This window comes from Corynebacterium striatum ATCC 6940, from assembly GCF_000159135.1.
Classification (GTDB): domain Bacteria; phylum Actinomycetota; class Actinomycetes; order Mycobacteriales; family Mycobacteriaceae; genus Corynebacterium; species Corynebacterium striatum.
This window is the reverse complement of record NZ_GG667519.1, coordinates 481843-504473: the sequence shown is the minus strand read 5'-3', so window position 1 is coordinate 504473 and position 22631 is coordinate 481843. Positions and strand designations below refer to the sequence as shown.

The 22631-nt window shown below is 59.8% G+C and carries 15 protein-coding genes, 1 tRNA gene and 1 pseudogene; 5 read left to right on the top strand and 12 right to left on the bottom strand.

The features are described 5' to 3' along the window. Positions 1-432: 432 nt before the first annotated feature. Positions 433-994, top strand: a pseudogene (locus HMPREF0308_RS02235) (IS110 family transposase); the annotation flags it as partial. A 359-nt stretch (positions 995-1353) separates the two neighbouring features. On the opposite strand, the gene HMPREF0308_RS02230 reads toward HMPREF0308_RS02235, so the two are convergent. Further along, positions 1354-1430 (bottom strand) — tRNA-Met (locus tag HMPREF0308_RS02230). A 154-nt stretch (positions 1431-1584) separates the two neighbouring features. Then, a complete protein-coding gene (locus tag HMPREF0308_RS02225; RefSeq protein ID WP_005528228.1) occupies positions 1585-4551 on the bottom strand; it encodes a UPF0182 family protein in 2967 nt (988 codons plus the stop codon). A gap of 121 nt (positions 4552-4672) precedes the next feature. Here HMPREF0308_RS02225 and HMPREF0308_RS02220 point away from each other — a divergent pair, with 121 nt between their 5' ends. Both HMPREF0308_RS02220 and HMPREF0308_RS02215 read left to right on the top strand, forming a co-directional pair. Further along, positions 4673-5218: a PPA1309 family protein gene (locus HMPREF0308_RS02220; RefSeq protein ID WP_005528215.1), complete on the top strand. Its 546-nt coding sequence runs from the start codon at positions 4673-4675 to the stop codon at positions 5216-5218. Between the two features lie 105 nt (positions 5219-5323). Continuing rightward, a complete protein-coding gene (locus tag HMPREF0308_RS02215) occupies positions 5324-5941 on the top strand; it encodes a hypothetical protein (protein WP_005528213.1) in 618 nt (205 codons plus the stop codon). A gap of 18 nt (positions 5942-5959) precedes the next feature. On the opposite strand, the gene HMPREF0308_RS02210 is transcribed toward HMPREF0308_RS02215, so the two are convergent. Continuing rightward, complete coding sequence (locus HMPREF0308_RS02210) at positions 5960-7063, bottom strand: YlbL family protein (RefSeq protein ID WP_005528210.1); 1104 nt, start codon at positions 7061-7063, stop codon at positions 5960-5962. A 67-nt stretch (positions 7064-7130) separates the two neighbouring features. Between HMPREF0308_RS02210 and HMPREF0308_RS02205 the strand changes: the two genes are divergently transcribed. Next, on the top strand, positions 7131-8531 hold the full coding sequence (locus HMPREF0308_RS02205; RefSeq protein ID WP_005528208.1) for a zinc-dependent metalloprotease: 1401 nt from the start codon (positions 7131-7133) through the stop codon (positions 8529-8531). Positions 8532-8563: 32 nt separating this feature from the next. Here HMPREF0308_RS02205 and HMPREF0308_RS02200 read toward each other — a convergent pair whose 3' ends face one another. Further along, entirely contained in the window at positions 8564-9082 is a 519-nt protein-coding gene (locus HMPREF0308_RS02200) for a M48 metallopeptidase family protein (protein ID WP_005528207.1), read from the bottom strand. Between the two features lie 88 nt (positions 9083-9170). Between HMPREF0308_RS02200 and HMPREF0308_RS02195 the strand changes: the two genes are divergently transcribed. Beyond that, positions 9171-10007: a hypothetical protein gene (locus HMPREF0308_RS02195; RefSeq protein WP_034656694.1), complete on the top strand. Its 837-nt coding sequence runs from the start codon at positions 9171-9173 to the stop codon at positions 10005-10007. Between the two features lie 194 nt (positions 10008-10201). Here HMPREF0308_RS02195 and HMPREF0308_RS02190 read toward each other — a convergent pair whose 3' ends face one another. From HMPREF0308_RS02190 to HMPREF0308_RS02155, 8 genes are all read right to left on the bottom strand, one after another. Then, positions 10202-12256, bottom strand: a complete 2055-nt coding sequence (locus HMPREF0308_RS02190) for an ATP-dependent DNA helicase UvrD2 (protein WP_005528203.1) — start codon at positions 12254-12256, stop codon at positions 10202-10204. Beyond that, positions 12249-12968 carry an NAD(+) diphosphatase gene (locus tag HMPREF0308_RS02185; RefSeq protein ID WP_005528199.1) on the bottom strand — a complete coding sequence of 240 codons (720 nt, stop codon included), beginning with the start codon at positions 12966-12968 and terminating at the stop codon, positions 12249-12251. Before HMPREF0308_RS02185 ends, HMPREF0308_RS02190 begins: the two co-directional genes overlap by 8 nt. Continuing rightward, a complete protein-coding gene (locus HMPREF0308_RS02180) occupies positions 12968-14029 on the bottom strand; it encodes a potassium channel family protein (RefSeq protein WP_005528197.1) in 1062 nt (353 codons plus the stop codon). The genes HMPREF0308_RS02185 and HMPREF0308_RS02180 overlap by 1 nt, the downstream gene beginning before the upstream one ends. Before the next feature lie 187 nt (positions 14030-14216). Then, complete coding sequence (locus tag HMPREF0308_RS02175; protein ID WP_005528195.1) at positions 14217-17426, bottom strand: ATP-dependent helicase; 3210 nt, start codon at positions 17424-17426, stop codon at positions 14217-14219. Beyond that, complete coding sequence (locus HMPREF0308_RS02170; protein WP_172465257.1) at positions 17410-20613, bottom strand: ATP-dependent DNA helicase; 3204 nt, start codon at positions 20611-20613, stop codon at positions 17410-17412. The genes HMPREF0308_RS02175 and HMPREF0308_RS02170 overlap by 17 nt, the downstream gene beginning before the upstream one ends. Further along, the gene (locus HMPREF0308_RS02165) at positions 20610-21389 is read right to left on the bottom strand and encodes a hypothetical protein (protein WP_005528190.1); all 780 of its coding nucleotides are present in this window, start codon (positions 21387-21389) and stop codon (positions 20610-20612) included. The genes HMPREF0308_RS02170 and HMPREF0308_RS02165 overlap by 4 nt, the downstream gene beginning before the upstream one ends. A 9-nt stretch (positions 21390-21398) precedes the next feature. Beyond that, on the bottom strand, positions 21399-22376 hold the full coding sequence (locus HMPREF0308_RS02160) for a DUF3152 domain-containing protein (RefSeq protein ID WP_005528189.1): 978 nt from the start codon (positions 22374-22376) through the stop codon (positions 21399-21401). Between the two features lie 135 nt (positions 22377-22511). Beyond that, positions 22512-22622 (bottom strand): DUF3107 family protein, encoded by a 111-nt coding sequence (locus HMPREF0308_RS02155; RefSeq protein ID WP_255313659.1) that lies wholly within the window; start codon positions 22620-22622, stop codon positions 22512-22514. Between the last annotated feature and the right edge of the window lie 9 nt (positions 22623-22631).

Here is a 22631-nt window from a genome sequence, read left to right as displayed (position 1 = left end):
AAGGCTACCTTATATTTTCTGCGTGTAGAAAGCAACATCACCTCGCACCTGCCAGCTACACCTAACAAACCGCATCCGGCAAGCGCACTTCCCCCATTACGTTCTAAGTAGTTCCACCGAAGGGCTCCGAGGATTCATTTCGTAGTCCTCTAATCGGGGCGGGTTATGTTTACACCGTTACCTCATTCCCTTCGGGACTGGAGGAACTAGTCGCTGGCTTCGGCATGGCGCTTATTCGCCCTGTTAAGAAAATGATCCGGGGGGGTGATGCCGCCGAAGACAGTGACATACTCCAACAGCTCAATAGGAACCTGATCCACGCCACTAGTTGATGTGAGATCTCAAAGTAATGTGGATGCCAGCACGAAGTATGTCCGACCAACCCCCAGCGACGAAGCAGATTACCGCCTTTCTATCGCTAGGAGTACCACCATGACATACCGCTATCTCATCGGCATGGACATCATGCAAATACTTCCACCACGCCTGCGTCCTAGATGAACACGGCACCCAAGTCCTGTCCAAGCAAGTCAACCAACACGAAACATCTCTACGAGACCTCTTTGCCTCATTCATCGGCAAAGTCGACCAGCCCCACTACGTGCTAGTTGTCCTTGACCAGCCCAACAACAACGGCCAACTCACCGTCGCTATCGCCCATGCCGGGCTGAGCCTGCCGGAATCACCGCGCATGGTTGACCGTGTCGATGAAGTCTTCCTCAAACTCAAGATCCTTAACGGTATTGATGAAGATCTCGCCAGGGCATACACCCGACTGATTAACCAAATACGCTCAGCACTGGTCGGAACCTACCCTGAGTTCGAACGAGTTCTGCGCGGGCAGGTCATCCACCGCACATGGATACTTCAGCTACTCGCCAAGTATGGCGGACCCACCAAGATCCGCAGACTCGGCAATGCCAGAGTCAACGTCTTCGCTAGACGCCATTGGGCACGGAATCCAGAAACCATCGTTGATGCCATGTGCGCAGCGTTCTAGAGCCACTGCAGTTTTGGGCCGCGGAACGGTGGGGTCGGCGGCCAAACGTGCACAACTGCCAACGAAGCCCACCGGCTCTGCTCTGGACGCGGCTTCCTCGTCAGTTACGCAGATCCAGCGGGCAAAGCAGGACGCCGCGGAGCCGGCACCTGCCACAAACACGACGCAAGGCCCTGCGCATCGCGCCGAGGGCCGACGACAGAAGCTGAAACATGCACAACTGCCAACGAAGCCCACCGGCTCTGCTCTGGACGCGGCTTCCTCGTCAGTTACGCAGATCAAGGCTTAGGGGACATTTGGGCATGCAGACAAAATTACCCTAGCAACTATTTCGCTGCTAGGGCATTAGAAGTTGGTAGCGGGGGCAGGATTCGAACCTACGACCTCTGGGTTATGAGCCCAGCGAGCTACCGAGCTGCTCCACCCCGCGTCGAGATGTACTTCTAAACATCTTGCGCTTAACGTTTACGGCTAAAGCTTTTGCTAACCGCTTTCGTTGGCGACTCATGTAACTATACATACCAAAGGCCACACACCCAAATCCGCTGGGCAGGTGGCCTTTAGTATGTTTTCGCTATGGCGCGCTACTTGGACTGCAGCTGCTTGTAGGATGCAACGGCCTTGTCGAGCTCGTCGAGGGCCTTGCCGTACTCCTCGAAGGAGCCGTTGCGGGCCTTCTCCACGTTATCGAGTGCGGTGTTGATTTCGTCGATTGCTTCAGCCTCGTTGGACGCAGCAGGTGCAGATGCAGGTGCGGAAGCCTTGCCATCCTCGCCAGACTTCTTGTCATCCTTCGAGTCGCTCGGCGAGTTCTTCACAGTGCCGTCGCCGTCGATCTCCGTGATGTCTTGGGCTGCCTTCGGATCAATGCCCACTTGGTCGAGAGCCTCACCAATGGTCGGCGCATAGCCCACGCGGCCCTTGTAGGAGACAAGTACACGCAGCAGCTTCGGGAACGCAGACTCTTGGTCCTTGCGCTGCGAGTAGATCGGCTCTAGGTAGAGAATCTCACCGTCACCCACCGGCAGTGCCAGCAGGTTGCCGTTGGTCAGGTCGTTCGAACCCTCCCACAGCGTGCGGTCACGAGCGACCTGGTCAGAAGACATCATGGCGTCCTGTGCCTGCTTCGGACCCTGGGTTTGAGTGTCCGTCGGCAGCACCTTGACGGTGATCTTGCCGTAGTTCTCCGGATCCGAGGACACAGCCATGTGTGCGGACAGGAACTGACGGTTCAGGCCACGGTAAGACGTGATGAGCTGGAAGCTTGGCTTACCGGTCTTCGGGTCAGAGGCCATGACGTAGTACGGCGGCTGGTTCAGACCGCGGGATTCGCCAGCGGTCGGGTCTTCCGGCACGGACCAGAATGCGTCGTTATTGAAGAACACGCCCGGGTCAGAAACGTGGTACTTAGCCAGCAGGTTACGCTGCACCTTGAACATGTCCTCCGGGTAGCGGAAGTGGTTGCGCAGCTCGTCGGAGATTTCAGCCTCCGGCTTCACCACGTTCGGGAACACACCCTCCCATGCCTTCAAGACTGGGTCCTCGTTGTCAAACTCGTAGAGGTCAACGGTGCCGTCGTAGGCGTCGACAGTGGCCTTGACCGAGTTGCGGATGTAGCCCACCTGCTCGTTGATGAGACGCTGGTTGGTGCCATTCGGATTCTGGGTGTCCTGGGTGGTCTCAGTCAGCGAGGTGCGCTGAGAATAAGGCAGGGAATCCAGGGTGGTGTAACCGTCGACAATCCACTTGATGCGGCCGTCGATAACAGCCGGGTAGGTAGCGGAGTCAGTAGTCAGCCATGGAGCAACCTTCTCCACGCGCTCGCGCGGGTCACGGTCATAGAGAATCTTCGACTCGGAACCAACGCGGTCAGAAAGCAGCAGATTCATCTCCTGGTACTTCAACGCATATGCGGTGCGGTCGAAGAAATTACCGATGTGCACGCCGCCCTTACCGTCATAGGTGTAGGTCGTGGAATCGGTGTCATACTCAACCGAGTCGTTGCCGGTCTTGCCCACGATGGCGTAATCGCGGCCATCCTGTGCGCTAGCGATGACCGGGCCGAAGTAGATACGCGGCTGGTCAACCTTGATGCCCAAGGACTTCTCTGCGTCCTGGGTCTCGCCCTCGCCCTCGTTCTCCTTGCCCTGCTGGGTCTGTAGATCGGAGACCGTGAAGATGGGGAAACCACCACGCGCGGAACCTGCATCTCGGGCAACCTCATCCACGGTGTTCGCCTGCGCAGCCACGAAGCCGTTGCCGTGCGTGTACACGGTATGGCGGTTCAACCAGTTCTGCTGGTTGTCCTGCAACTCGTTCGGGTCGAGTTCGCGGGCTGCGACCACAAAGTCACGGACCTGGCCGTCAATGGTGTAACGGTCCATGGCCAGCGTCTCTGGGAAGCCGTAGAAGTTCTTCAGCTGCTGCATCTGGGTAAAGGTCGGGGCAATGATGTCCGGATCCAGGAGACGCAGGTTAGAAATCGTCGAGGTGTCCGCCGCGACCTTGGAGTCGGAGACGTCGCCTGCGCCCCAGTTCTCCTCGTAAGTCACGTTCTCGTCGGTGAGCCCATAGGCGTAACGGGTGGACTCGATGTTGCGAGAAATGTACTCCGCTTCCTTGGCCTGGCGGTTCGGGGTGACGGAGAAACGCTCCATCATCAACGGCCAAGCCTGGCCAATGATAAGCGAGGACAGCAGCATGAGGACCACAGCAAGCGCGGGGATGCGCAGGTCCTTAATAACCACTGCCGCAAAGATGGCCACGGCCACGAACACGCCGATGACCATCAAGATGATCTTGGCCGGCAGGTACGCGTTGATGTCGGTGTAGGAGCCACCGGTAAACAGCGAGTGCTGGTTATACAGCAGCTGGTAGCGGTCGAGCCAGTAGCCCACAACCTGCAGGATCATCCACAGTCCGGCGGTGACAGCAAGCTGCAAGCGAGCCGGGCGCGAGATAGAACCGCGCACACCAGCTGCGCGATTGCCAATGCGGATGCCGCCGAGAATGTAGTGGCTAAACAGCGCCAACAGGAAGCACACCATGAGCAGCATGGAGAACGCGCTGACCACGATGTTCCATACCGGCAGCTGGAACGCGTAGAAGCCCAAGTCACGCTGGAACTGTGGATCCTTGACGCCAAAGTCCTGGCCGTTGAGGAAGAGCATGAACTCGCGCCAGGAAGCCTGGCCCAGCAGGCCAGCGACCGCACCCACCAAGATCGGGATGACCTTGAGGAATAGGCCCATGGTCTTTTCAATCGAGCGGCGGTATTGGTACACCGGCGAGTTCAGGTCGCTGAAGTCAATGCTGTCTGGACGGCCCCGCCACGCCACGAAGCCGGCGGCGAAAACCACGCCCCCGGCAACCACCGCAAAGAGGATAAACAGAACAATGCGCGCTACGAGGGTCGTGGTGAAAACACCACGGTAATCAATTGCGCCGAACCACTTCCAATCGGTATAGAAGCCCACCAACATGGGGCCTACAAATAGAAGAACAGCAATGATAGCGACAGCCCAAGAGAGAAGCCGGGGCGGGCGCTTCATTGGGGCAGCGGGTTGGGAAAGTCCAGAGGCCAACGCCAGCTCCAATCAAAGTCGTGCGAATATAAGCGGTATAGTCTTCCAGCTTAGGGAAGCAATACACAGTTAACGAATAAGGAGTTCTATGAGTTCCCCCGAGGTTTCTCAGCCAGCATTAAACAAAGCCATGCGTGAGGCGGTCGAATTCGTGCACGCCGAGGGCTGGGATGCACCCCCAACTTTGTTTGCTTTGGTTCCCACCTCACTGGTTGCTGACCAACTAGCCGAACTCAACGAAGAGGATGCCTCTCCCCTAACGCTCATTGTCCAGGACAACATTCCAGACAACATCGAACCAGGCTCCGAGCAACTCGCCGACTACGTGGCGCGCCTAGCGTGGCCGCACGAGGTCGCGGGGGTCGTCTTGGCACAGGAGATCAAGTTCCGCGATACCTCCGCATCTGTGCTTGGCGACGCCGCTCCTCGTCCCGCTCGCCTCTTCTCCGGCGTTCTTCGCGAGGAAGGCGTGGAGCTTACCCTGCTGCAGCTGCGTCCCACCGAGGAAGAGCTGGAGGCAGCTGGCCCATTTGCGGAAGATGACATCCAGCTGCGGGGCGGCCCTGAGGTTGCCCCAGGCGTCATCGCTGCTTTGCGCTACGGACTGGAACAAGATCCGGATGAACTGGACTAAACTGTACTTTTAAGTATTTCGAAAAACTAAAGGAGTCTCCTCGTGCGATTTGCCTCGCTAACCCGCTCAGCCCGAGTCGCGGCAGCCTGTGTGGCTGTGACGTGCGTGTTAACGGCCTGCGGCGACAAAGAGGAGGCGCCTGCTCCGCAGGCCCCCGAGACCACCGCCCCGGCGAAGGTAACCCCGGCGAAGGAGACGTCGTCAAGCGCAGCTCCCACCACCGAAGAAAGCGCGGAGTCCAGCACCGAATCCGCCACCAGCAAAGCCGCAGAATCAGAATCTGCTGATTCTTCCGCCAGCGCAACCGCGAGCGAATCCGCCAACGAGAGCGGAAGCGCAAAGACGGACAAGAAGCTGGCAAAGCCAGTGGAAGAGGCCTACAAGACTTTCGGTGAGCTCATCCCAGTGGAGATCTTCCAGCAGTTTGACCGCTGCGACCCCAACGGTGTGGAGGACTCCTATAACTGCTCGGGTTCCAAGGTGGGCCAGTTCCAGTTCTTCAAGAACAAGTCGAAGGCCGCGCAAACCACACAGGTACTCACTGAGCTGCGCTCTTCCCGCGTCATCAAGGATGAGGGCGACCGCGTCGTCGGCTGGTCCATGCTGGGCAACACCGCTATCTTGACCGTGGTGGACAACAAAGAGGGCCTAGTGATGCAGCAGATGATCTCCACCGATCAAGATGATCCTGAGGACCGCCTCAAGGAGCTTGGCCTTATCTAGTCTGCGGCCTGGCTTAATCTAGCCGCAGGTTTCGACCTTTTTGCCGTGGGCAAAGTTGTCCATGGCCACGATGGCGTCGTCGATGGATTCGACCTTGGCCACCACCATGTCGCCAGTGTCGCGGCTCGTGGCCTCCGCGCAGTTATCCGCCGGGGCTAGGAAGAGCTCCGCACCGGCTTGTTTGGAAGCTTCTACTTTGTGAACGATGCCGCCAATGGGGCCCACCGTGCCGTCCTCGTTGATCGTTCCGGTACCAGCCACGAACTTTCCGCCGTTGAGCTCGCCTTCGGAAAGCTTGTCGATTACGGCGAGCGTGAACATCATGCCAGCGGAAGGACCACCTATGTCCTGGAGGTTGTACTGGACCTTGATGTCCTCCTTCGGTTGCGATGTCATGGATATGCCGAGCAAAGCGACGCTGTCATCATCCGGATGGGAACCAAGGGTGATTTCCTCGGTGAGCTTTTTGCCCTTGCGCTCGATGCCGAGCTCCATCCTGTCGCCAGGTTTCTTGGCACGCACGAGCTCTTGGACCTGGCCCGGCTCGCTGACGTCCTTGCCATCGACGGAGGTAATGATGTCTTCGGCTTTAACCACCCCAGTGGCCGGCGCGTCCTTGAGCACCTGCGCCACGACGATCTTGACCGGAACCTTGAGGTAGTTCATCGCAGCGACCGTTGCCGCGGCCTCCGACTGGGTAAAAGCCTGCTTGTTGGACTCGTTGACTTCTTCATCCGTTTTTCCTTGGGGGATGACGGTATCAATGGGCACGAGGGTGTCATCGGTCATGATCCACCGACCCAGGGCCTGCGCCAGCGTCATGTTGGTACGCACCGAGACAGTAGTCATGTTGAGCTGTCCCGAGGTCTCATAAGTCTTGGGAGCAGTCACATCCACGACCTTAGTACCGTCGACCTCGCTCAAAGTGTCCACGGTGGGTCCGGGCCCTTCCGCGGCATAAGGAACGGTCAGAGCAACATCCGTGCCGGGGATGTGGTCGATGCTCAATGCAGCACCGAGCACTACGACGGGGATGGCGCCCCAGGCAAGGGTGCGAAGTCGACGATTTTCAGGTGAATTCACGATGAAACAGCCTACAACGTTTTTCGTTATGGTTTTCATTCGTGTTCGCTGTCAGCGTTGCGTTGTTCATGGAATCCAGCCGCCGCCTGCCGGTAGATTAGAGCCCATGAGCAACGGATTCGGCTTTTCTTTCCCCAATAACGACGACGGCGATGATGAAAACTCACGCCGCGACCAGAACCCGTTTGGCGCCTTCGGCTTCGGTGGAAGCGCCGCAGGCGGTGGTTTAGGAGATCTCCTGAACCAATTTGGTCAGATGCTCTCCGGCATGGGTTCCTCAATGAACTCCGCGGAAGGTGCCGGCCCAGTCAACTACGAGATGGCAAAGCGCATCGCACTGCAGCAGATTTCGACTGACAAAGAAGTAAGCGACGCTGACATCAACGCTGTCACAGAGGCCGTCCGCTTGGCGGAGCTATGGCTTGACGACGCCACCGATCTCCCCACCGCCTCCGGTGCAGTGAAGGCATGGAACTCCACCGAGTGGCTGGAGACAACCATTCCAATGTGGCAGCGCCTGGTCACCCCGGTGGCGCAGCACATGAACAACGCGCAGCTGGAGTCCATGCCTGAAGAAGCCCGCGAGATGATGGGCCCGATGGCAAACATGATGAACCAGATGTCAGGCATGAACTTCGGTATGCAGCTAGGCCGCGCGCTTGGTGACCTTGCCGCTCAGGCACTGACCGGCTCTGACTTCGGTCTGCCAGTCTCCCCTGCCGGCACCACGGCTCTGCTGCCGCACAACATCCAGAAGATCGCCCGCGACCTCAACGTTCCAGGCCAGGAGATTCTGGTCTACATCGGCGCGCGTGAGGCCGCCCGCCAGCGCCTGTTTAAACACGTTCCATGGCTGGTGGAGCGCTTGGTCTCCTCTGTCGAGGAATACGCCATCGGCCTGGTCATTGACACTTCCCACATCGAGGAAGCCACCCGCGAGCTCAACCTGGAGTCCGGCGACCCACAAGCTATCCAGGACGCGATGAGCAAGCTGCAGGGGATGGACCTCACCCCGCGCATCACCTCCCGCAACGCAGGTGCGGTCTCCCGCCTAGAAACGCTGCTTGCTCTGGTCGAGGGCTGGGTTGACCACGTGGTCAATGAAGCGCTGGGCGAGCGTATCCCGTCCACCTCTACCATGAATGAGGCATGGGCACACCGCCGCGCTACGGGCGGTTCCGCGGAGCAGGCCATCTCCAAGGTCGTGGGCATTGAGCTCTCCGCCCCAAAGGTCGACGCCGCTGCGGAGCTGTGGCGCCGCACCACCGTCGCGGTTGGCGCCGAAAAGCGCGACAAGGCCTGGGACCACCCAGACTTCCTGCCTACCGCAGAGCAAATCGACAACCCTGCTTCGTTCATCGATAGCCTGCTTGACGACGCCCCCGATTCCGGCTTCGAAGAAGAGTTTGCCAAGCTGGAAGAAATGCTTCGCGAGCAAGACGGCAAGGATACGCAGGACGGAAGCGACGAGACCGACGGTCCTAACGGCCCCGAATCCGAGAAGTAATCTCGCCGCACCGCTGCTCTTTTAGAGGCCTATCAGCCAAAGCGCTGGTAGGCCTCTAAGTATCCCTTGGCCCGTTCCGCCTTTGGCGCGCGATCTGCCCACTCCCAAAAGCGCGGCCCGTGCCCGGGGATAAATGTGTGCGTGAGCTCATGGATGATGACGGAATCGAGGACATACTCCGGCACGTCCTTGAGCCGATCCGTGATCCGGATGTCTCCAGTGGACGTCGTACAGCTGCCCCAGCGCGAGTTCTGATTGCTGACCCACCGGATGGAACCCACCTTGGCCTGGCCACCTAGGTAAAGCTTGTTGAGTTCCGCGGCGCGTTCTTCCAGATCTGCATCGGAACGCCGCGACGAGGTGTGCTTGCGTTCAACACGGGCGAGCATATCCGTGACCGCTTTCTGTTCTTCCTTGGCAGACATCCAGGCCGGAATGCGAACTTCCAATACCCCGTCTACCATGCGTGCTTGGATTGTGCGCTTGCGCTTGGCGGAGCGAATCACGCGCACTTCTGGGGCGGACTCGCGGGCGGGCTGTTGATTCGACATGACAGGTGATTGTACTTGTGTTGGAATATTCTCACGCGCACAGCTTTAGGGGGAAAGCATGGCAGGGGAAACGCACGCTGTCTCAACGATGACAACTTATTCACTCGCGCCGGGAGTTGCCGTGGTGGAACGCGAGCCTGGGGTGATCCAGTTCGGGATGGATGCCACGCGAGTGGGAGTCGTCGAGGTAGAAATGCAGATTGTTGAGGCCTTAAACCTCCTTAGTAAGCCGATGACTCGAGAGAGCGTTGAGCGGCTTCTGGTCCGCGCGGGTATGGACGATGCGGCTGCGCGCACGCTCATTGAAGACCTCATCTGTTACAACATCCTCTGGCCGGAGCAACCGCGTCAAAGCGTGGTGGTGTTGGGTTCCAGTGCACTGGCGCAAACTCTGCGCACGGTATTTCATAATGCTGGATTCATCCTGCGCAATCCGCTGGAATCAGAGAATATGTATTCCTACATCGCAAGCGTCAGTGAGCACTTCCCTGTTGTCGCGGCTGACATGCTGCATGAACCCGTGAACCTCGCTGCTGCACTCAGCAAGTGCAAGGGCACATTCCTGCCGGTCTCGCTGGTCGATTCGCGCGGAGTCATTGGGCCTGTGCACGTCGACGGCCGCGGCCCCTGCCCCATGTGCGCGCATCTACACCGCATCGACGTGGATGGGCAATGGCACCAAGTGGTCAGCCAGCTGGCTGATGCAGACAGAAACACCGATGACCTTGTGGCGCAGGCAGTGGCGGTACAGTCCGCGGTGTTGGTCAGGCGTCTTGCTGGCTGGCCGTCGCCGCCTGGTGCGAAAAGCTCGCGGGTGATGCCGGGCGAGCAGCTTGAGGTGGACCTCTACGGGCATCACCAATACCGGCTAGTTATCGAGCACCCGAAGTGCCCCTATTGCTTCGAAACGAAACGCAATCGGTAGCGCTATGCGCCGGTCCAAGCCGCGCTCGCACAGGGGCCACGTGCGGACTTTCCTAAATCCCCAGGCCTGGGCCCCCAGTCCTGCTGGTCGCGATCGCTTGGGCGCTTGGCACGCTTTTCCGCGACCTTGGGTTCTGGGTTCCCAGGTCTGGGTATTTGCGGTGGACGGCAGCACAGGCTCCCGTGCGGCCGCGATTAGGAACGCAACGCAGCGATGATTTGCAGGACCTCCGCGCCATAACGCTCCAGCTTCGAGGGCCCCACGCCCGAGATGTCGAGCAGCTCGGCCTCACTTGCTGGCAGGGCTTCTGAAATCGCCTGCAGCGTGGCGTCGGAGAAAATCACGTAGGCCGGAACCTTCGCTTCGCGAGCGGTCTTCGCGCGCCAGGCGCGCAGCGCGGAGAAGACCTCTTCATCGCCCTCATACTCGCAATACTCGTGTCGGCCCAGAACTTTCTCAGCAGGGCTCGTCAACTCAGCCGAGCAAATTCGGCACTTGCGCTGGCGGTACCGGCGCCCGCTGCCTGGCGTTTCCTCGATCCCCGGCACCAATCCATCCAAGAAGCGGGTGCGCTCGCGCGAGGCACGCGAGCCCGTCGTCTTAGCCAAGGCCCACGACAATGCAAGGTGCTCACGTGCACGGGTAATGCCCACGTAGAACAGGCGGCGTTCTTCTTCCACCTGCTCGTCGCCCGCCTTGATGGCGTAGTTGATGGGCATGAGCTTCTCAGTGAGCCCAACCAGAAAGACCGCATCCCATTCCAGGCCCTTAGCTGCGTGGATGGTGGCGAGGGTGACACCTTCCATCGTGGGATTCTGTTTGTTTTCGGAGCGACGATGCAGCTCGCCGAGGACCCCGTTGAGATCGATTCCTTCGTGGTCGTTCACGATCTGCGCAATGAGATCCACCAACGCATTGAGAGACTGCCAGCGCTCACGCGCCTGCGCACCCTGCGGCTCGGTAGGAGTAAGTCCCAACTCGACGAACGCGGCGCGCGCGATCGCCACCGGGTCTGCTGGCAGGTCATCACGGCGAGTAGCCGCGATGAGGACGCGAATGGCTTCGAGGATCTCCGGCCTACGGAAGAACCCTTCACCACCGCGGACCTGGTAGACAATGCCGGCGTCGGCAAGCGCTTGCTCAAACTGCTCCGACTGCGCGTTAATGCGGTAGAGCACGGCGATCTCTGATGCTTTCACACCTTTGTTGAGGAGTGTCAGGATCTGGCCTGCTACTTCCTTCGCCTCGATCTCTTCCGACTCATAGGCCTTGAACGTGGGTTCAGGACCGGGATCGCGCATACCCTGCAGCTCCAGGCGGGTTCCCGCCGCGCGACCCGTAGCTTTAGCGATGACGCGGTTAGCCAAATCCGTGACCTGTGGCGTGGAACGGTAGTCTCGCTGAAGCTTCACGATGGTCGCATTGGGATACGTGCGAGAGAAGTTGAGCAGGTAGTCCGGCGAAGCGCCGTTGAAGGAGTAAATCGTCTGGTTGGCGTCACCGACCACTGTGAGATCGTCTCGGTCTCCCAACCACGCATTGAGGACCCGCTGCTGCAAGGGCGTGACGTCCTGGTACTCGTCAACGACGAAGGTGCGGTACTGCTCGCGGAAGACCTCGGCTACCGAGGGCACGTTCTCGATTGCCCCGGCGATATGCATGAGGAGGTCGTCGAAGTCTAAGAACATGCGGTCCTGCGTGGACTTGAGCTGCTCGTAACGCCGAAAGACCTCCGCCACTTTCGCAGGATCTGTGGGTGCTTCACGGTCGGTGGTGGCGATGACCTCCGGATAAGAATCGGCACCAATGAGAGAAGACTTGGCCCACTCGATCTCGCTCAAGTAGTCACGAATCGAGTCCTTGGAATTGTCCAAGTTCAGTGAACGCACAGCCCGCGCGACCACGGAAAACTTGTTATCCAACAGCTCCCATGGAAGGTCGCCTGCGACCTGTGGCCAGAAGTAGCGCAGCTGGCGACGCGCCGCCGCGTGAAAGGTCTGGGCTTGCACGCCACCGACGCCCATCTGGTTGAGGCGATCGCGCATCTCCCCCGCCGCACGCGTGGTGAAAGTGACGGCGAGGATGCGCTGCGGACTAACGAAGCCCTGGTCCACCATGTTGGCGATGCGGTAGGTCACGGTACGCGTCTTACCTGTACCGGCACCCGCCAAGATGCATACCGGTCCGCGTGGGGCGGTCGCGGCAGCGCGTTGGTCCTCATCCAACAGGGACAAATCCGGCCTATTCACCGTGGTACCACTCCATAATCATCGTGTGTGCAATCGAGCCCTTCCGGGCAATGGTCAGCTCAGGCAACTCAGCCCGGCTAACCCAACGGGTCTCTTCCAATTCCCCATCAGTATCGCAAACGGCCCGGACATCGTCCGTGACCGCGGAAAAGCCCACCATAAGCGAGCCGCTTGGGGGCCAGGGTTGTGAGCCCCAGTAGCGCACCTCGCGCACGCGCATTCCGGTCTCCTCAAGGGCCTCCCGGGTGAAAGCCTCCTCGAGGTTCTCTCCAGCATCGACGTAGCCGGCGATGAGCGAATAAAAGCTATTACGCATCCGATTCTTGGCCAACAGAATCTTGTCCGTGCCGGCTAGGTGGATGATTCCAATCACTGCGGGGTCAAGGCGGGGAAACACAATTCGGTGCTCGTTGTGGGCATCGCGCCCGACGACGCCCGGGGCAGGATACTCCAGTTCCCGTCCGGTTCGTGGGTCGAAGCGCAGCTCTCGACGATTGCGCACCAAGTGGATGGCTTTGAGGATCTCAGGGTGGTCGGCGAAGAATGTGGCATCACGCAGCGTTCCTAACACTTTGGCCTGTTCCTCGGGCATCGAAAAAGCCTGAAAGGCCCCTACCTCAACGAGGATGGGGCCGGTTGGTTCTGCGACCAAGACCGGGGCGCCTTGGGAATCAACTGGTACGCGGTTGGTCTCGGTGATAGGCAGAAACACTATTCTTCTTCGTCCTCTTCTTCGTTGGCTTGCTCCATCTCGTGCTTGATGTAGAGCAGGCGGTCGCCAGGCTTAAGCGAGTAAGCATCGGCGGTATCGACGCGGTGTAGCTCGTTGTTTCGCAGCACAGCGAGCACGATGTCAGCGAGGTGGCGTGGGTTGGAGCCAACCTCAAATTCGCGCACGGGGCGCTCGGCAACGGAGAAGCCCTCGTTCGGGGAGAGCAGGTCTTCCATCATCTCCACCACGGTCGGCGTCACGGTGGCAAGACCAAGCAGGCGGCCGGCGGTCTCGGCGGAGGTAACCACGGAATCGGCACCGGACTGGCGCAGCAGGTGGCGGTTCTCGGACTCACGCACGGAGGCCACGATCTTCGCCTTCGAGTTCAGCTCGCGGACCGACAGCGTACACAGCACAGCGGTATCGTCTGTGGACGGTGTGACCACCACAGAGGAGGCATTTTCGACGCCCGCGATGCGGAGGACGTCCTGCTTGGTGCCGGAGCCATAGATGGTGACCAGGCCGTGGTGCTCTGCGTTGGCCAGGGAGGCTCGATTGGTATCGATGACCACGATCTGGGAAGCCGGGACATCATCAGCCAGCAAAGCAGCGACCGCTCCCGCACCCTTGGTGCCGTAACCGATGACAACTGTGTGGTTGCGCAATTGCTTTCTCCAATTCTGGATTTCAAATGTACGGCGTGCTTTGTCTGTCAGCACTGACAACGTTGCGCCGACCAACAAAACAAGGAAGACCAGGCGGGCTGGCGTGACAATCAGAAGGTTAATGAAGCGAGCTTGCGGCGTGACCGGGACGATGTCACCATAGCCCACTGTGGTCAGGGAGACCGCTGCGTAATAGGAAGCATCGAGCAGCGACAGGTCCTCGCTATATCCGTCGCCATCGAAGTAGACCACGACGGTGACAAAAACCAGAAGCGCTAGAGCCCACAGCACGCGGCTGCCCAGCTGCCTCCACGGGCTGTCGCTGACCGCACGCGGAACAGTGATCACGTCAATGAGTGCGTGGTCGGGCTGTGAAGTCAGCTCAATCTGCGGCATAAAGCGCGCTTTGAAGCGGCGTCTAATGCGCTTCGCACTTTGTTTCGGCACTGAAGTTCTGTCTTCCTTTTATTACTTACCTCGTTGAGCGATCCGGGGTTCTCCGAGTCTAAACGATTTTGCACAGCGGACAGAATGCATAGACCGCGATGACCCGATGACTCGGTTTCCGGACCGGCTCAATACCTTAGCCCGCCTGACCTGAAACTGACGATTCAAGGAGTTCTACTAGCTCCTTTCCAGTGGGCAAATTACGCGGTTCGAAGAAATAACCATCACGGACATAGAAGAAAGCAGCGCGTACATTCTCCGCCTTATGTACTCGCCGCCAAGCCTCTGCATAGACGGCGAGCTGGATCTCGGCGGCGCGCATCGCTGCACCGGCAGGCGGACGGCCAGTCTTCCAGTCCACGATGAGCCAGGTTCCATCGGCTTCACGGAATACGGCATCCATTCGGCCGCGGACGACCGACTCACCGACGGTGATTTCAAAGGGTGCTTCGACATATTCTGGTGTGCGCTGCGCCCACGGCGAGTTCAAGAATGCATCCTTTAGTGATTCCAGGTCTTGCTCTGGCTGCTCATCAGAACCAGGCAGCTCGTTTTCAGACAGCAAGGCTGGCGAACCGAACCGCTCCTCCAGCCACGCGTGGAAGGCGGTACCGCGCTTCGCGTAGGCGTTCGGCTTGAAGGGCACTGGGCGGCGTTGGCGGCGCGCGAACTGAATGGGATCGGAGCTCAAAGACACCATGTCGGAGGCGGTCAGCTCAGTCGGCAGCTCCACATCAACCACAGGGGCCTTAAGCGCGGCGTATTCCTCGATGAGGGCTCCGGCTTCTTGCTCCCACAACTCGAAGGTCTCCCCCGCCCGCAATGTCGGCAGCTCCTCCATTGCGTCCAGCACGAGATCAGCACCGCGCAGCGCATCCGGGTTAGCGCGCAGCGACGGGAACGTGCCCTCACGAAGGGTGGTGAGCGCCTCGGCCTCCTCAGGAGTCGCTGGAACGTCCCAGTGGCTGACCAGGTCCGAGTGTTTCTCGCGCAACAGCTCCAGGTATTCATAAGGTCCTTTTTGTGCCTTGCCACCTTTGCGGTTGGTGCCTGAACCAGTAACGGTCAGGGTGGACTCGGTACGCGTCATCGCAACATAGAACAGGCGAGCAGCCTCTTCCCGCTGGTTCTGGCGGACCGATTCTTTATAGGCTTCGCAGGCCTTTCCAAATGCCGAGCGCTTGACAGCATCGGGCTCAAGCTCAATGACGTCCGCATCAGTGGGCGCCTTTTCCACGAGCGTGAGGAAGGTCTCCGCCTGGGCCTTGTAACTGCTGGAGTCAGCGTGTAGCACGCACACGTGCTTCCACTCCAGGCCCTTGGACTTGTGCACGGTCATGATTTGCACGCGACCGTCAACAGCTGGAACCTCGCCCGGGGTCAGTCCGTCTTCGTGCTCACGCGCCATGGAGAGGTAGTCCAGAAGTGCGCCCAAGGAGTCCCCATGGAATCCGGCGACAATGTCGGCGAATGTATCAAGGTGCGTCGTCCCGCCCAGCTGTCCGTTTGCCAGCACCTCGGTGCGAATATTGAACATCGCCTCGATGTCTGCAAAGAGATCGCTCAATGACTTGCTCAGCGAGTAGGTACGCAGATGACGCAGCTTCGCTGAAAGCTCTTCCATGCGAGCAAGGCCAGCCGCGCTGTAGCGCTCCCGCTCTCCCAAATCTGCGAGGGCGTCGGCAAGGCCCAAGACCTGGCTCGTGTCCTCCTTGGTGAGTTCAGCCAGCTGCGCGGCAAGGTGCTCGACAGGATCGCCGCCTTCCCAGCGAAGACGGCCTGCGGATTCATCACTTGCCCCCGCCAGATTGCGTTGGCGAGCCAGCAGCTCCTTGAGATCCTTCACACCCAGCCCACACATCGGGCCGGTGAGAACGCGCAAGGCAGCATTGGTGTCCTGCGGGCGCAAGAGAATGGTCGCTACAGCAATGAGGTCTTGGATCTCAGGCTGCCAAAGCAGTCCGCCCAAACCAACGATTTCATTGGGCACGCCGACTGCATCCAAGGCTTGAGAAATGAGCGGCGACTGTTTGTTGGTGCGCACCAGAACCGCCGCGCTAAAGCGGCTCGGTTCCTCGCACGCATCCAGCTGCGACTTGAGGTGATTCGCTACGAACTCACGTTCCTCGTTTTCGCTGGCGAAGTAGGCCAACTTCACCTCGCCTTCTGGGGCGTTATCGCGCGGCGACAATTCATCAACTGGGCGCGGTCCGCCGGTTTCCGCAAACAGGTGCCCGGCGACGTCGTTAGCCAGCGTCAGCGTTTGCTGCGGGTTACGCCACGAAATGGTGAGCTGATCCTTCGGCGCCGGCGAACCGTCTGCTTGAGGAAAGTCCTCAACGAAGGCAGCAAGGTTTTCTGCCGTGGCACCGCGCCAGCCATAAATGGACTGCATAGGGTCGCCCACTGCGGTCACCGAAACACCGGGGCGGACCCCGCCGAACAAGGAGCGCAGCAACACGCGCTGGGCATGGGAAGTGTCCTGGTACTCGTCCAGCATGACGACGTTGAATCGCTGGCTCTGCTGCTCGCCCACCTGCGGATGGCTCTCCGCTAAGGCCGCGGCAATAGCCATTTGCTCACCGAACGTAATCACGCCACGAGCGGCCTGCTCTTCCTTGAGGGCCTCCACCAGTGGCAGATACTCCACGCGCAACTGCTGCTTATTGAGGAAATTTTGGACTTCTTTGGCAAACTCCGGACCATTCTTGCTAGTTTTTTCTAGGTCATAAGCGGTGGCTGTGAAAATCCGTGCATGTTCGCGGATCTCGTCTGGGTCCAACAAGCCGTTGTCCATGGCCTGCGCCAGTTTGAGCAAGGTATCCGTCACGTGGCCCAACGATTGCGAGGCCGACAGCTTGCCGCCGTAATTGACCACCACGTCGTGTGCGATGGCGTAGCGCTCAGCATCGGTAATGATGCGCGCTGTCGGCTCCACAGGCATGAGCAAACCGTATTCACGCACCAAGTCACCCGCGTAGGAGTCATAGGTGGCAACCTTTGGCGCGATATTTTCCAAAGCCTCGGCCGCGGCCGTACCAGGCTGCACGATTCCCGAGTCACGCAACTTGATGAGCTGCTTGCGAATACGTTGCTCGAGTTGCTGCGCGGCCTTGCGGGTAAACGTCAGACCCAAGACCTTTTCCGGCGCCACCATGCCGTTGGCCACCAAATAGACCACGCGCGAAGCCATCGTCTCGGTCTTGCCCGCACCGGCACCCGCCACCACGAGCTTTGGTCCGAGCTCGCCCTCGATTACCCTGGCTTGCTCCGGCGTCGGCGGAAACGCCTTGCCCAGGGCCGTGGAAAGCTCTGCCGGGCTGAGAAGATTAGACTGCGAATTCATCAGAGACCTGCTTTCCCTCGGCTTGTACTGGGCAAATAGAGCGAATAGCGCAGCGATCACAAGAATCATTCTCGCGCGCGGTCAAGCGCTCACTATGTAATTCTGCAACGAGCGCCGGCAGCTTTTCGGCGAAGGCCGCAAGCTCTTCCGGCGGCACCGCTGCTTGGTCGCGCGTTGTGATCTTGACGCTGTCATGGGCGGGATAGACCAATACACCGCCACCACGCGGCAAGCCTTCACCAGTACGGATGACCGGCGAAGAGCCGGGGTTCTCCCCTGCTTCCGCGTCGTCTGCGTCCACAACACCGACAAGTTCACCGCGTTCCAAAGCCAACTGATACGTCATCAGCTGTGGATTTTCCTTGGCCTGCTTTGCGGTCACAGCGCTGTTGCCCGTCTTGAGGTCAACCACCATGTAGTCATCCCCAGCCTTGACTAGGCGATCCATGTAACCAGCAACGGTAATGCCAGGCAGGACTTCCACGGAGACGGGAACCTCAACGCCAATGAGCTCAAAGGAGGACTCGGAGTTCATAGCCCACTGGTGGGTGCGGTCGATAAGCCGCTCGAAGGCAGCCATATCGCTGCGCATCTTCCATCCGGGCCCATCCACGATGGAAGCAAAAGCCTCCATAACCATTTTCTTACCCAGTTCAGGTTCGATTCCCCTGCCCAACGCTTCTAGGTAGGCATGCGCCATGGTGCCGCGAATGAGGTGCATCGGCGTGGACTCCTCTTCCGCGAGGTTGCCCAAGATGGCGCTGAGCGGACAATTCAGCAAGGCCTCGACACGAGACGGCGAAACGCGCCCCACCGCCACGGCCTCTTCCATGTCTGCAAGGACATCCGTGGCCACCGAACGCGCAGCCCACCAGCTCTCTGGATGGGCACCGGGTACTCCTGCCTTAGCCAAGCGCGCCAACTGGCGGGCTGCCTGACTGCGCTCTGCCTCACCGCTGGAAGCGCTCACCACAACCCGACGCAACTGCGCCACAAAGGACGGCACCGAAAGCACAGCCACATCGAGTGGGTCGATCTCGCGTTCCGCACGCACCGACACCGGCGCAGGTTCGGGGACTGCAAGGCCGAGCTCCCGCGGCAACTGTGCCGCACGCAGGCGCTTGGTTGCCTCCCGGCGCGTCTGCGCACCAGGAACGTCGACAGAGCCGCTCAGCGCAAACTCCCCCACAAAGCGGGATGGTTCCTCAGGCACAGCGGCCTCGGGGGCGTCGACAGCTGCGATGAGCAGGCGCCTGCGGTGACGGGTGGTAGCGACGTGGAACAAGCGGCGCTCCTCCCTCAAGCGGCTGGCCACATGACTCACCGGTGTGCCCGGCGCGATGCCTTTATCCAGCAAGTCGATGAGATCCTCCTGCCCAAAGACGGAACCGGTCTCGCCCAACGAGGGCCAGGTTCCTTCCTGCGCACCTGCAATAACCACGGTGTCCCACTCGCGTCCCACTGCACCGTGCGCGGTAATTACCTCTACCGCCTGCGGAATTGCGGTTCGGCGATCACGCACGCCCGTAGGTAGCTCCTGTTCCTCGATATGCCGCAGGAAAGCCTCCAGGGACGCACCAGGACGGCGCTCCGAATAGTCACCGGCCGCGTCGAAGAGCGACATCATCGCGTCCAAGTCGCGGTCTGCCTGCGAGCCCGTGGCACCACCGCGCAAGGCCGCGGCCTGCAAACGCGCGTCGAGGCCAGTGGCGTTCCACACTTCCCACAGGGTTTCCTCGATAGAGACCTGCGCGCGCAGTGCTGCACGGCCTGCATCCAGGATCGAGCGGATACGCTCCAGGATGGTCTGTTCGCGTTCGGTAAGCAGACCGCTAAAGTCCGGTAGTTCGCCTTCCAACAGCGCCCGCAAGGAATCGATGCCGCGGGACTGCGGCGCCCACCTACGCAGTCCACGAATGAGGCGCCGCAACGTCACCGGGTCCGCACCACCGACAGGTCCCGTGACAAGCTCCTCCAACTCGGTGTTGCTCAACTCATGGTCCAATGCGCGCAGCGCCAGCAAAATAGACTTGACTAGGCGCTGCTCCGCCAAAATAACGTCCGTGGGGTTGATGTGCACCGGCACGCCGGCCGCCAGGAGGGTCCTGCGCACCTGGCCAATGTCACCAGTAGAACGCACAATCACCGCGATTTCCCGCCACGGCACCTCATCTTCCAAATGGCGGCGCCGGACAGCATCCGCAACAACGTCGCGCAGGGTCGAGCGCGAATCCACGATGCTGATGCATGCAGGCGCTGGACGACGCCGCGGTTCCTCCAACACCAGCTCATGTTCCGCTGGGAAGGAGGTCAAGAACTCCGAGTTGGCGCCTCGGAAAGCAAAGACGGCTTGGTCAGGGTCCCCCGCCACCACAGTCAGCTCTGTGCTGCGAGAGAGCCCCTCGATGAGCTTGCCCGAGGTCGGGTCCAGCAGCTGCGCATCATCCACGATGATGGTGTGCCACGGATGCTTCTCCACCAACTCCGAGTGCAACAAGACCTCGTTGACGAGCTCTGCTGCCGAGTAAGAATGCAGACCAGCCAGCTGCTGCGTGCGTTCGTACTCGAGTAGGAACTCGCCTGCCGCGGTCCACATAGGCTGCTGGTACTTTTGCCCCAACTCCATGAGCTCATGCGGGCCCTTGCCACGCTCGATGGCGCGCAGCAGCAAGTCACGCAACTGCCGGGCAAACCCCACGAAGGTCATGGCTGGGCGGACCTCCGCGGGCCAGCTACCACGATTCTCTTCTGCTTGGCCCTCCAGCAGTTCACGGATGACCGCATCCTGCTCAGCGCCGGTGATGAGACGAATCTCTTCTTCTGAGATTGTCCGCAGCAGTGCAAAGGCCAAGGAATGCACCGAGCGCACCATCGATGCCTGCGCCGCGTAATCTTCCAAGTGCTGCGCCAGCTCGCGCCGCAGGATCGAACCAGATTCCTTCGAGGTGGAGACCACCAAGATCCCCGAGGGGTCAGCGCCGGAGCTCAGCTTGTTCAAGACAACGTCGACAAGCAGGCTCGAGACACCGGAACCCGCCGTACCCGTCACGCGCCATCTGCCTGTTTCAGGCAGCGGAAAATCCCAGGAACGCGAGCTGCGCTGGGAAGTACGCGGGACTAGACGGACTTGAGGGGAAGGCGGCAAGACGACGCCTGCGCGGGCGGTAGAACGGGGATCGTAACTCACCCGTTCAGTATTTCAGATGACCTGGACACGAGCAGAGCTTCAACCCTTTCAATGTTCGAACGCGTGGTCGTCTTCGACTGCGGGTGCAGGTTATTGACGTAACGGCGATAAGCCGAGGCACGCAGCAGAAGCTGGGACATTCCTGGAACGTGCCCAAAGCGGTTGCAGATGCCGTCATCCACAACGTCCGCGATGAGGCCATCGACGATGACCAGCGCGGCGCTCCAGCCAACTGGACGGGGCGCCGCGGATGGCACGACGTCGACAAGCGCAGGCGGATTTGTATCCGCAAAGATGGTGGTTCCGAGAACATCGACGTGCGCAATACCTACCGGAATTCCTGCGAGGTCAACATCAGAATAGGCCTCCCCCGTCTCATCCCACGCGGCACGCTCAGCACGTGCGAATACGTCGTCGCGCTGCCCCACGTTGGGCAGAGGCACGGTTGACATCGCTTCGTCCAAACGCAACGCCATTTGCGCAGTCTCATCAACGCGTCCGCGCAGCTGGCCAGGAACGTACTGATTGGCCTTCCACCCAGCAGCGGTATAGCGTGCGTCAGTCGTAAGCACCGGACGCACGACTCGTGCACCCGCTAAGGACATCTTCTCCCGGACCTTGGCGGACCACCCCGACCATTCATTGGCACGGGCATAGACGACGTCGCCTACCTTGATACCGTGGTCCCATTCCGGACCCAAGACCTCGCCGCGGATCTGGCGGAAATTCGCCTCCGCGTGGAAGGCGGACAACACGTGTTCTGGGGGAAGCAACATTGGGTTCTCCTATTCCGGATTGTGCGGATCCTTGATGCGTGGATTCGGATAAGGCCACGGGTTGGGCTCGCAGGTCACATCCTCATCAGGGTAGATCTCTTTGGAGTCCTTTCTGTACAACTCGGCGTTATTCAAGCTCAGCGTCTGCTGCATCATGACGGGAGCGAGCTTGCCTTCGCCGCCGCAGGCCTGGTGGGAAGCGTAACCGATTGCATGGCCAAATTCGTGGTTAATGAGGTACTGGCGGTAATTGCCAAGGTCGCCTTCAAAAGGAACGGCGCCGCGTACCCAGCGGGACTCGTTGAGGTTCACCGTGGACTCTCCAGTGATGCCGGTATGACACGACGTTTCGGTGTTGAGCTGCGCGCCACACAGCTTCGCAGTCGTGGCCAAAGAAGTCAGCCGAATCCGCGTGTCAGGCTTATCGTCGGCCGCAACGTGAATGAATTCGAAATCCCCGGTTGAGGTCCAACCGCGTGGATCACCGAGGGTGGCATCGACCATAGCCGCAAAGGCGGAGTCGCCGCCATAGGCAATAGTGTTAACGCCGTTTTCGATCTCCACGGAGTAGCGAACTACGGTTTTGCCGCCTTTGCCTGCGTGTGCGCCGGCTGGACCCGCATCACGGTAGGTGTCATCGCCAGCTTCGGTGAAGTCACCGCCTGCGGGAAGTTGGTCCTTGGCTGCCTTTATGTCACCGGCATCTGCTGGGTCGGGGCCCAGCTTCTCGGAAGGCTCGGGCTGCGGCGACTGACTGGTCTGCGCGACCTGAGTGCCGTCCGTGCCTGTGGTCGCGTCAATCACGTCTGCGATAACCCAGATAGTCAGCACTATCATCACGGGGATCGCAACAACGCGCCACCAGCCGTATTCGTGAGCAAACCTTACTAACCAATTGCTTTGTTCGGGTTTACGATGCGGATGACGTGGGGCGCGTTGCGAGTTATCCACAGGTAATTCCATAAGGAAATAGATTACCTTCTGCATCCCACTCGAGCGGAATTACTCTGCTGTGGGATGCGCCTTCTCTAATTCATGCTCTAACTCACGCAGCTAGAAGCCAGAAGTCTTAGTGAAGTCGATGCGGCACTATGAACGCGAACGCATCATGAGTATCGAGGTTTAGGCACCTGCAAAACCGACGGCGTGTGCCTTGGCGACGCCGATCTCTGCGTAAACCACACGGTCAGTGCGGACGATGAACTTGCGTCCCTTGGAATCTTCCAGCTCCAGGGTGGAGTT

Bases quoted from the DNA above. Each gene is read 5' to 3' on its own strand.
- HMPREF0308_RS02195 (WP_034656694.1), top strand. From the start codon at position 9,171: ATGACAACTTATTCACTCGCGCCGGGAGTTGCCGTGGTGGAACGCGAG.
- HMPREF0308_RS02160 (WP_005528189.1), bottom strand. From the start codon at position 22,376: ATGCAGAAGGTAATCTATTTCCTTATGGAATTACCTGTGGATAACTCG.
- HMPREF0308_RS02175 (WP_005528195.1), bottom strand. From the start codon at position 17,426: ATGAATTCGCAGTCTAATCTTCTCAGCCCGGCAGAGCTTTCCACGGCC.
- HMPREF0308_RS02210 (WP_005528210.1), bottom strand. From the start codon at position 7,063: ATGAAAACCATAACGAAAAACGTTGTAGGCTGTTTCATCGTGAATTCA.
- HMPREF0308_RS02200 (WP_005528207.1), bottom strand. From the start codon at position 9,082: ATGTCGAATCAACAGCCCGCCCGCGAGTCCGCCCCAGAAGTGCGCGTG.
- HMPREF0308_RS02205 (WP_005528208.1), top strand. From the start codon at position 7,131: ATGAGCAACGGATTCGGCTTTTCTTTCCCCAATAACGACGACGGCGAT.
- HMPREF0308_RS02225 (WP_005528228.1), bottom strand. From the start codon at position 4,551: ATGAAGCGCCCGCCCCGGCTTCTCTCTTGGGCTGTCGCTATCATTGCT.
- HMPREF0308_RS02220 (WP_005528215.1), top strand. From the start codon at position 4,673: ATGAGTTCCCCCGAGGTTTCTCAGCCAGCATTAAACAAAGCCATGCGT.
- HMPREF0308_RS02180 (WP_005528197.1), bottom strand. From the start codon at position 14,029: ATGCCGCAGATTGAGCTGACTTCACAGCCCGACCACGCACTCATTGAC.
- HMPREF0308_RS02165 (WP_005528190.1), bottom strand. From the start codon at position 21,389: ATGTTGCTTCCCCCAGAACACGTGTTGTCCGCCTTCCACGCGGAGGCG.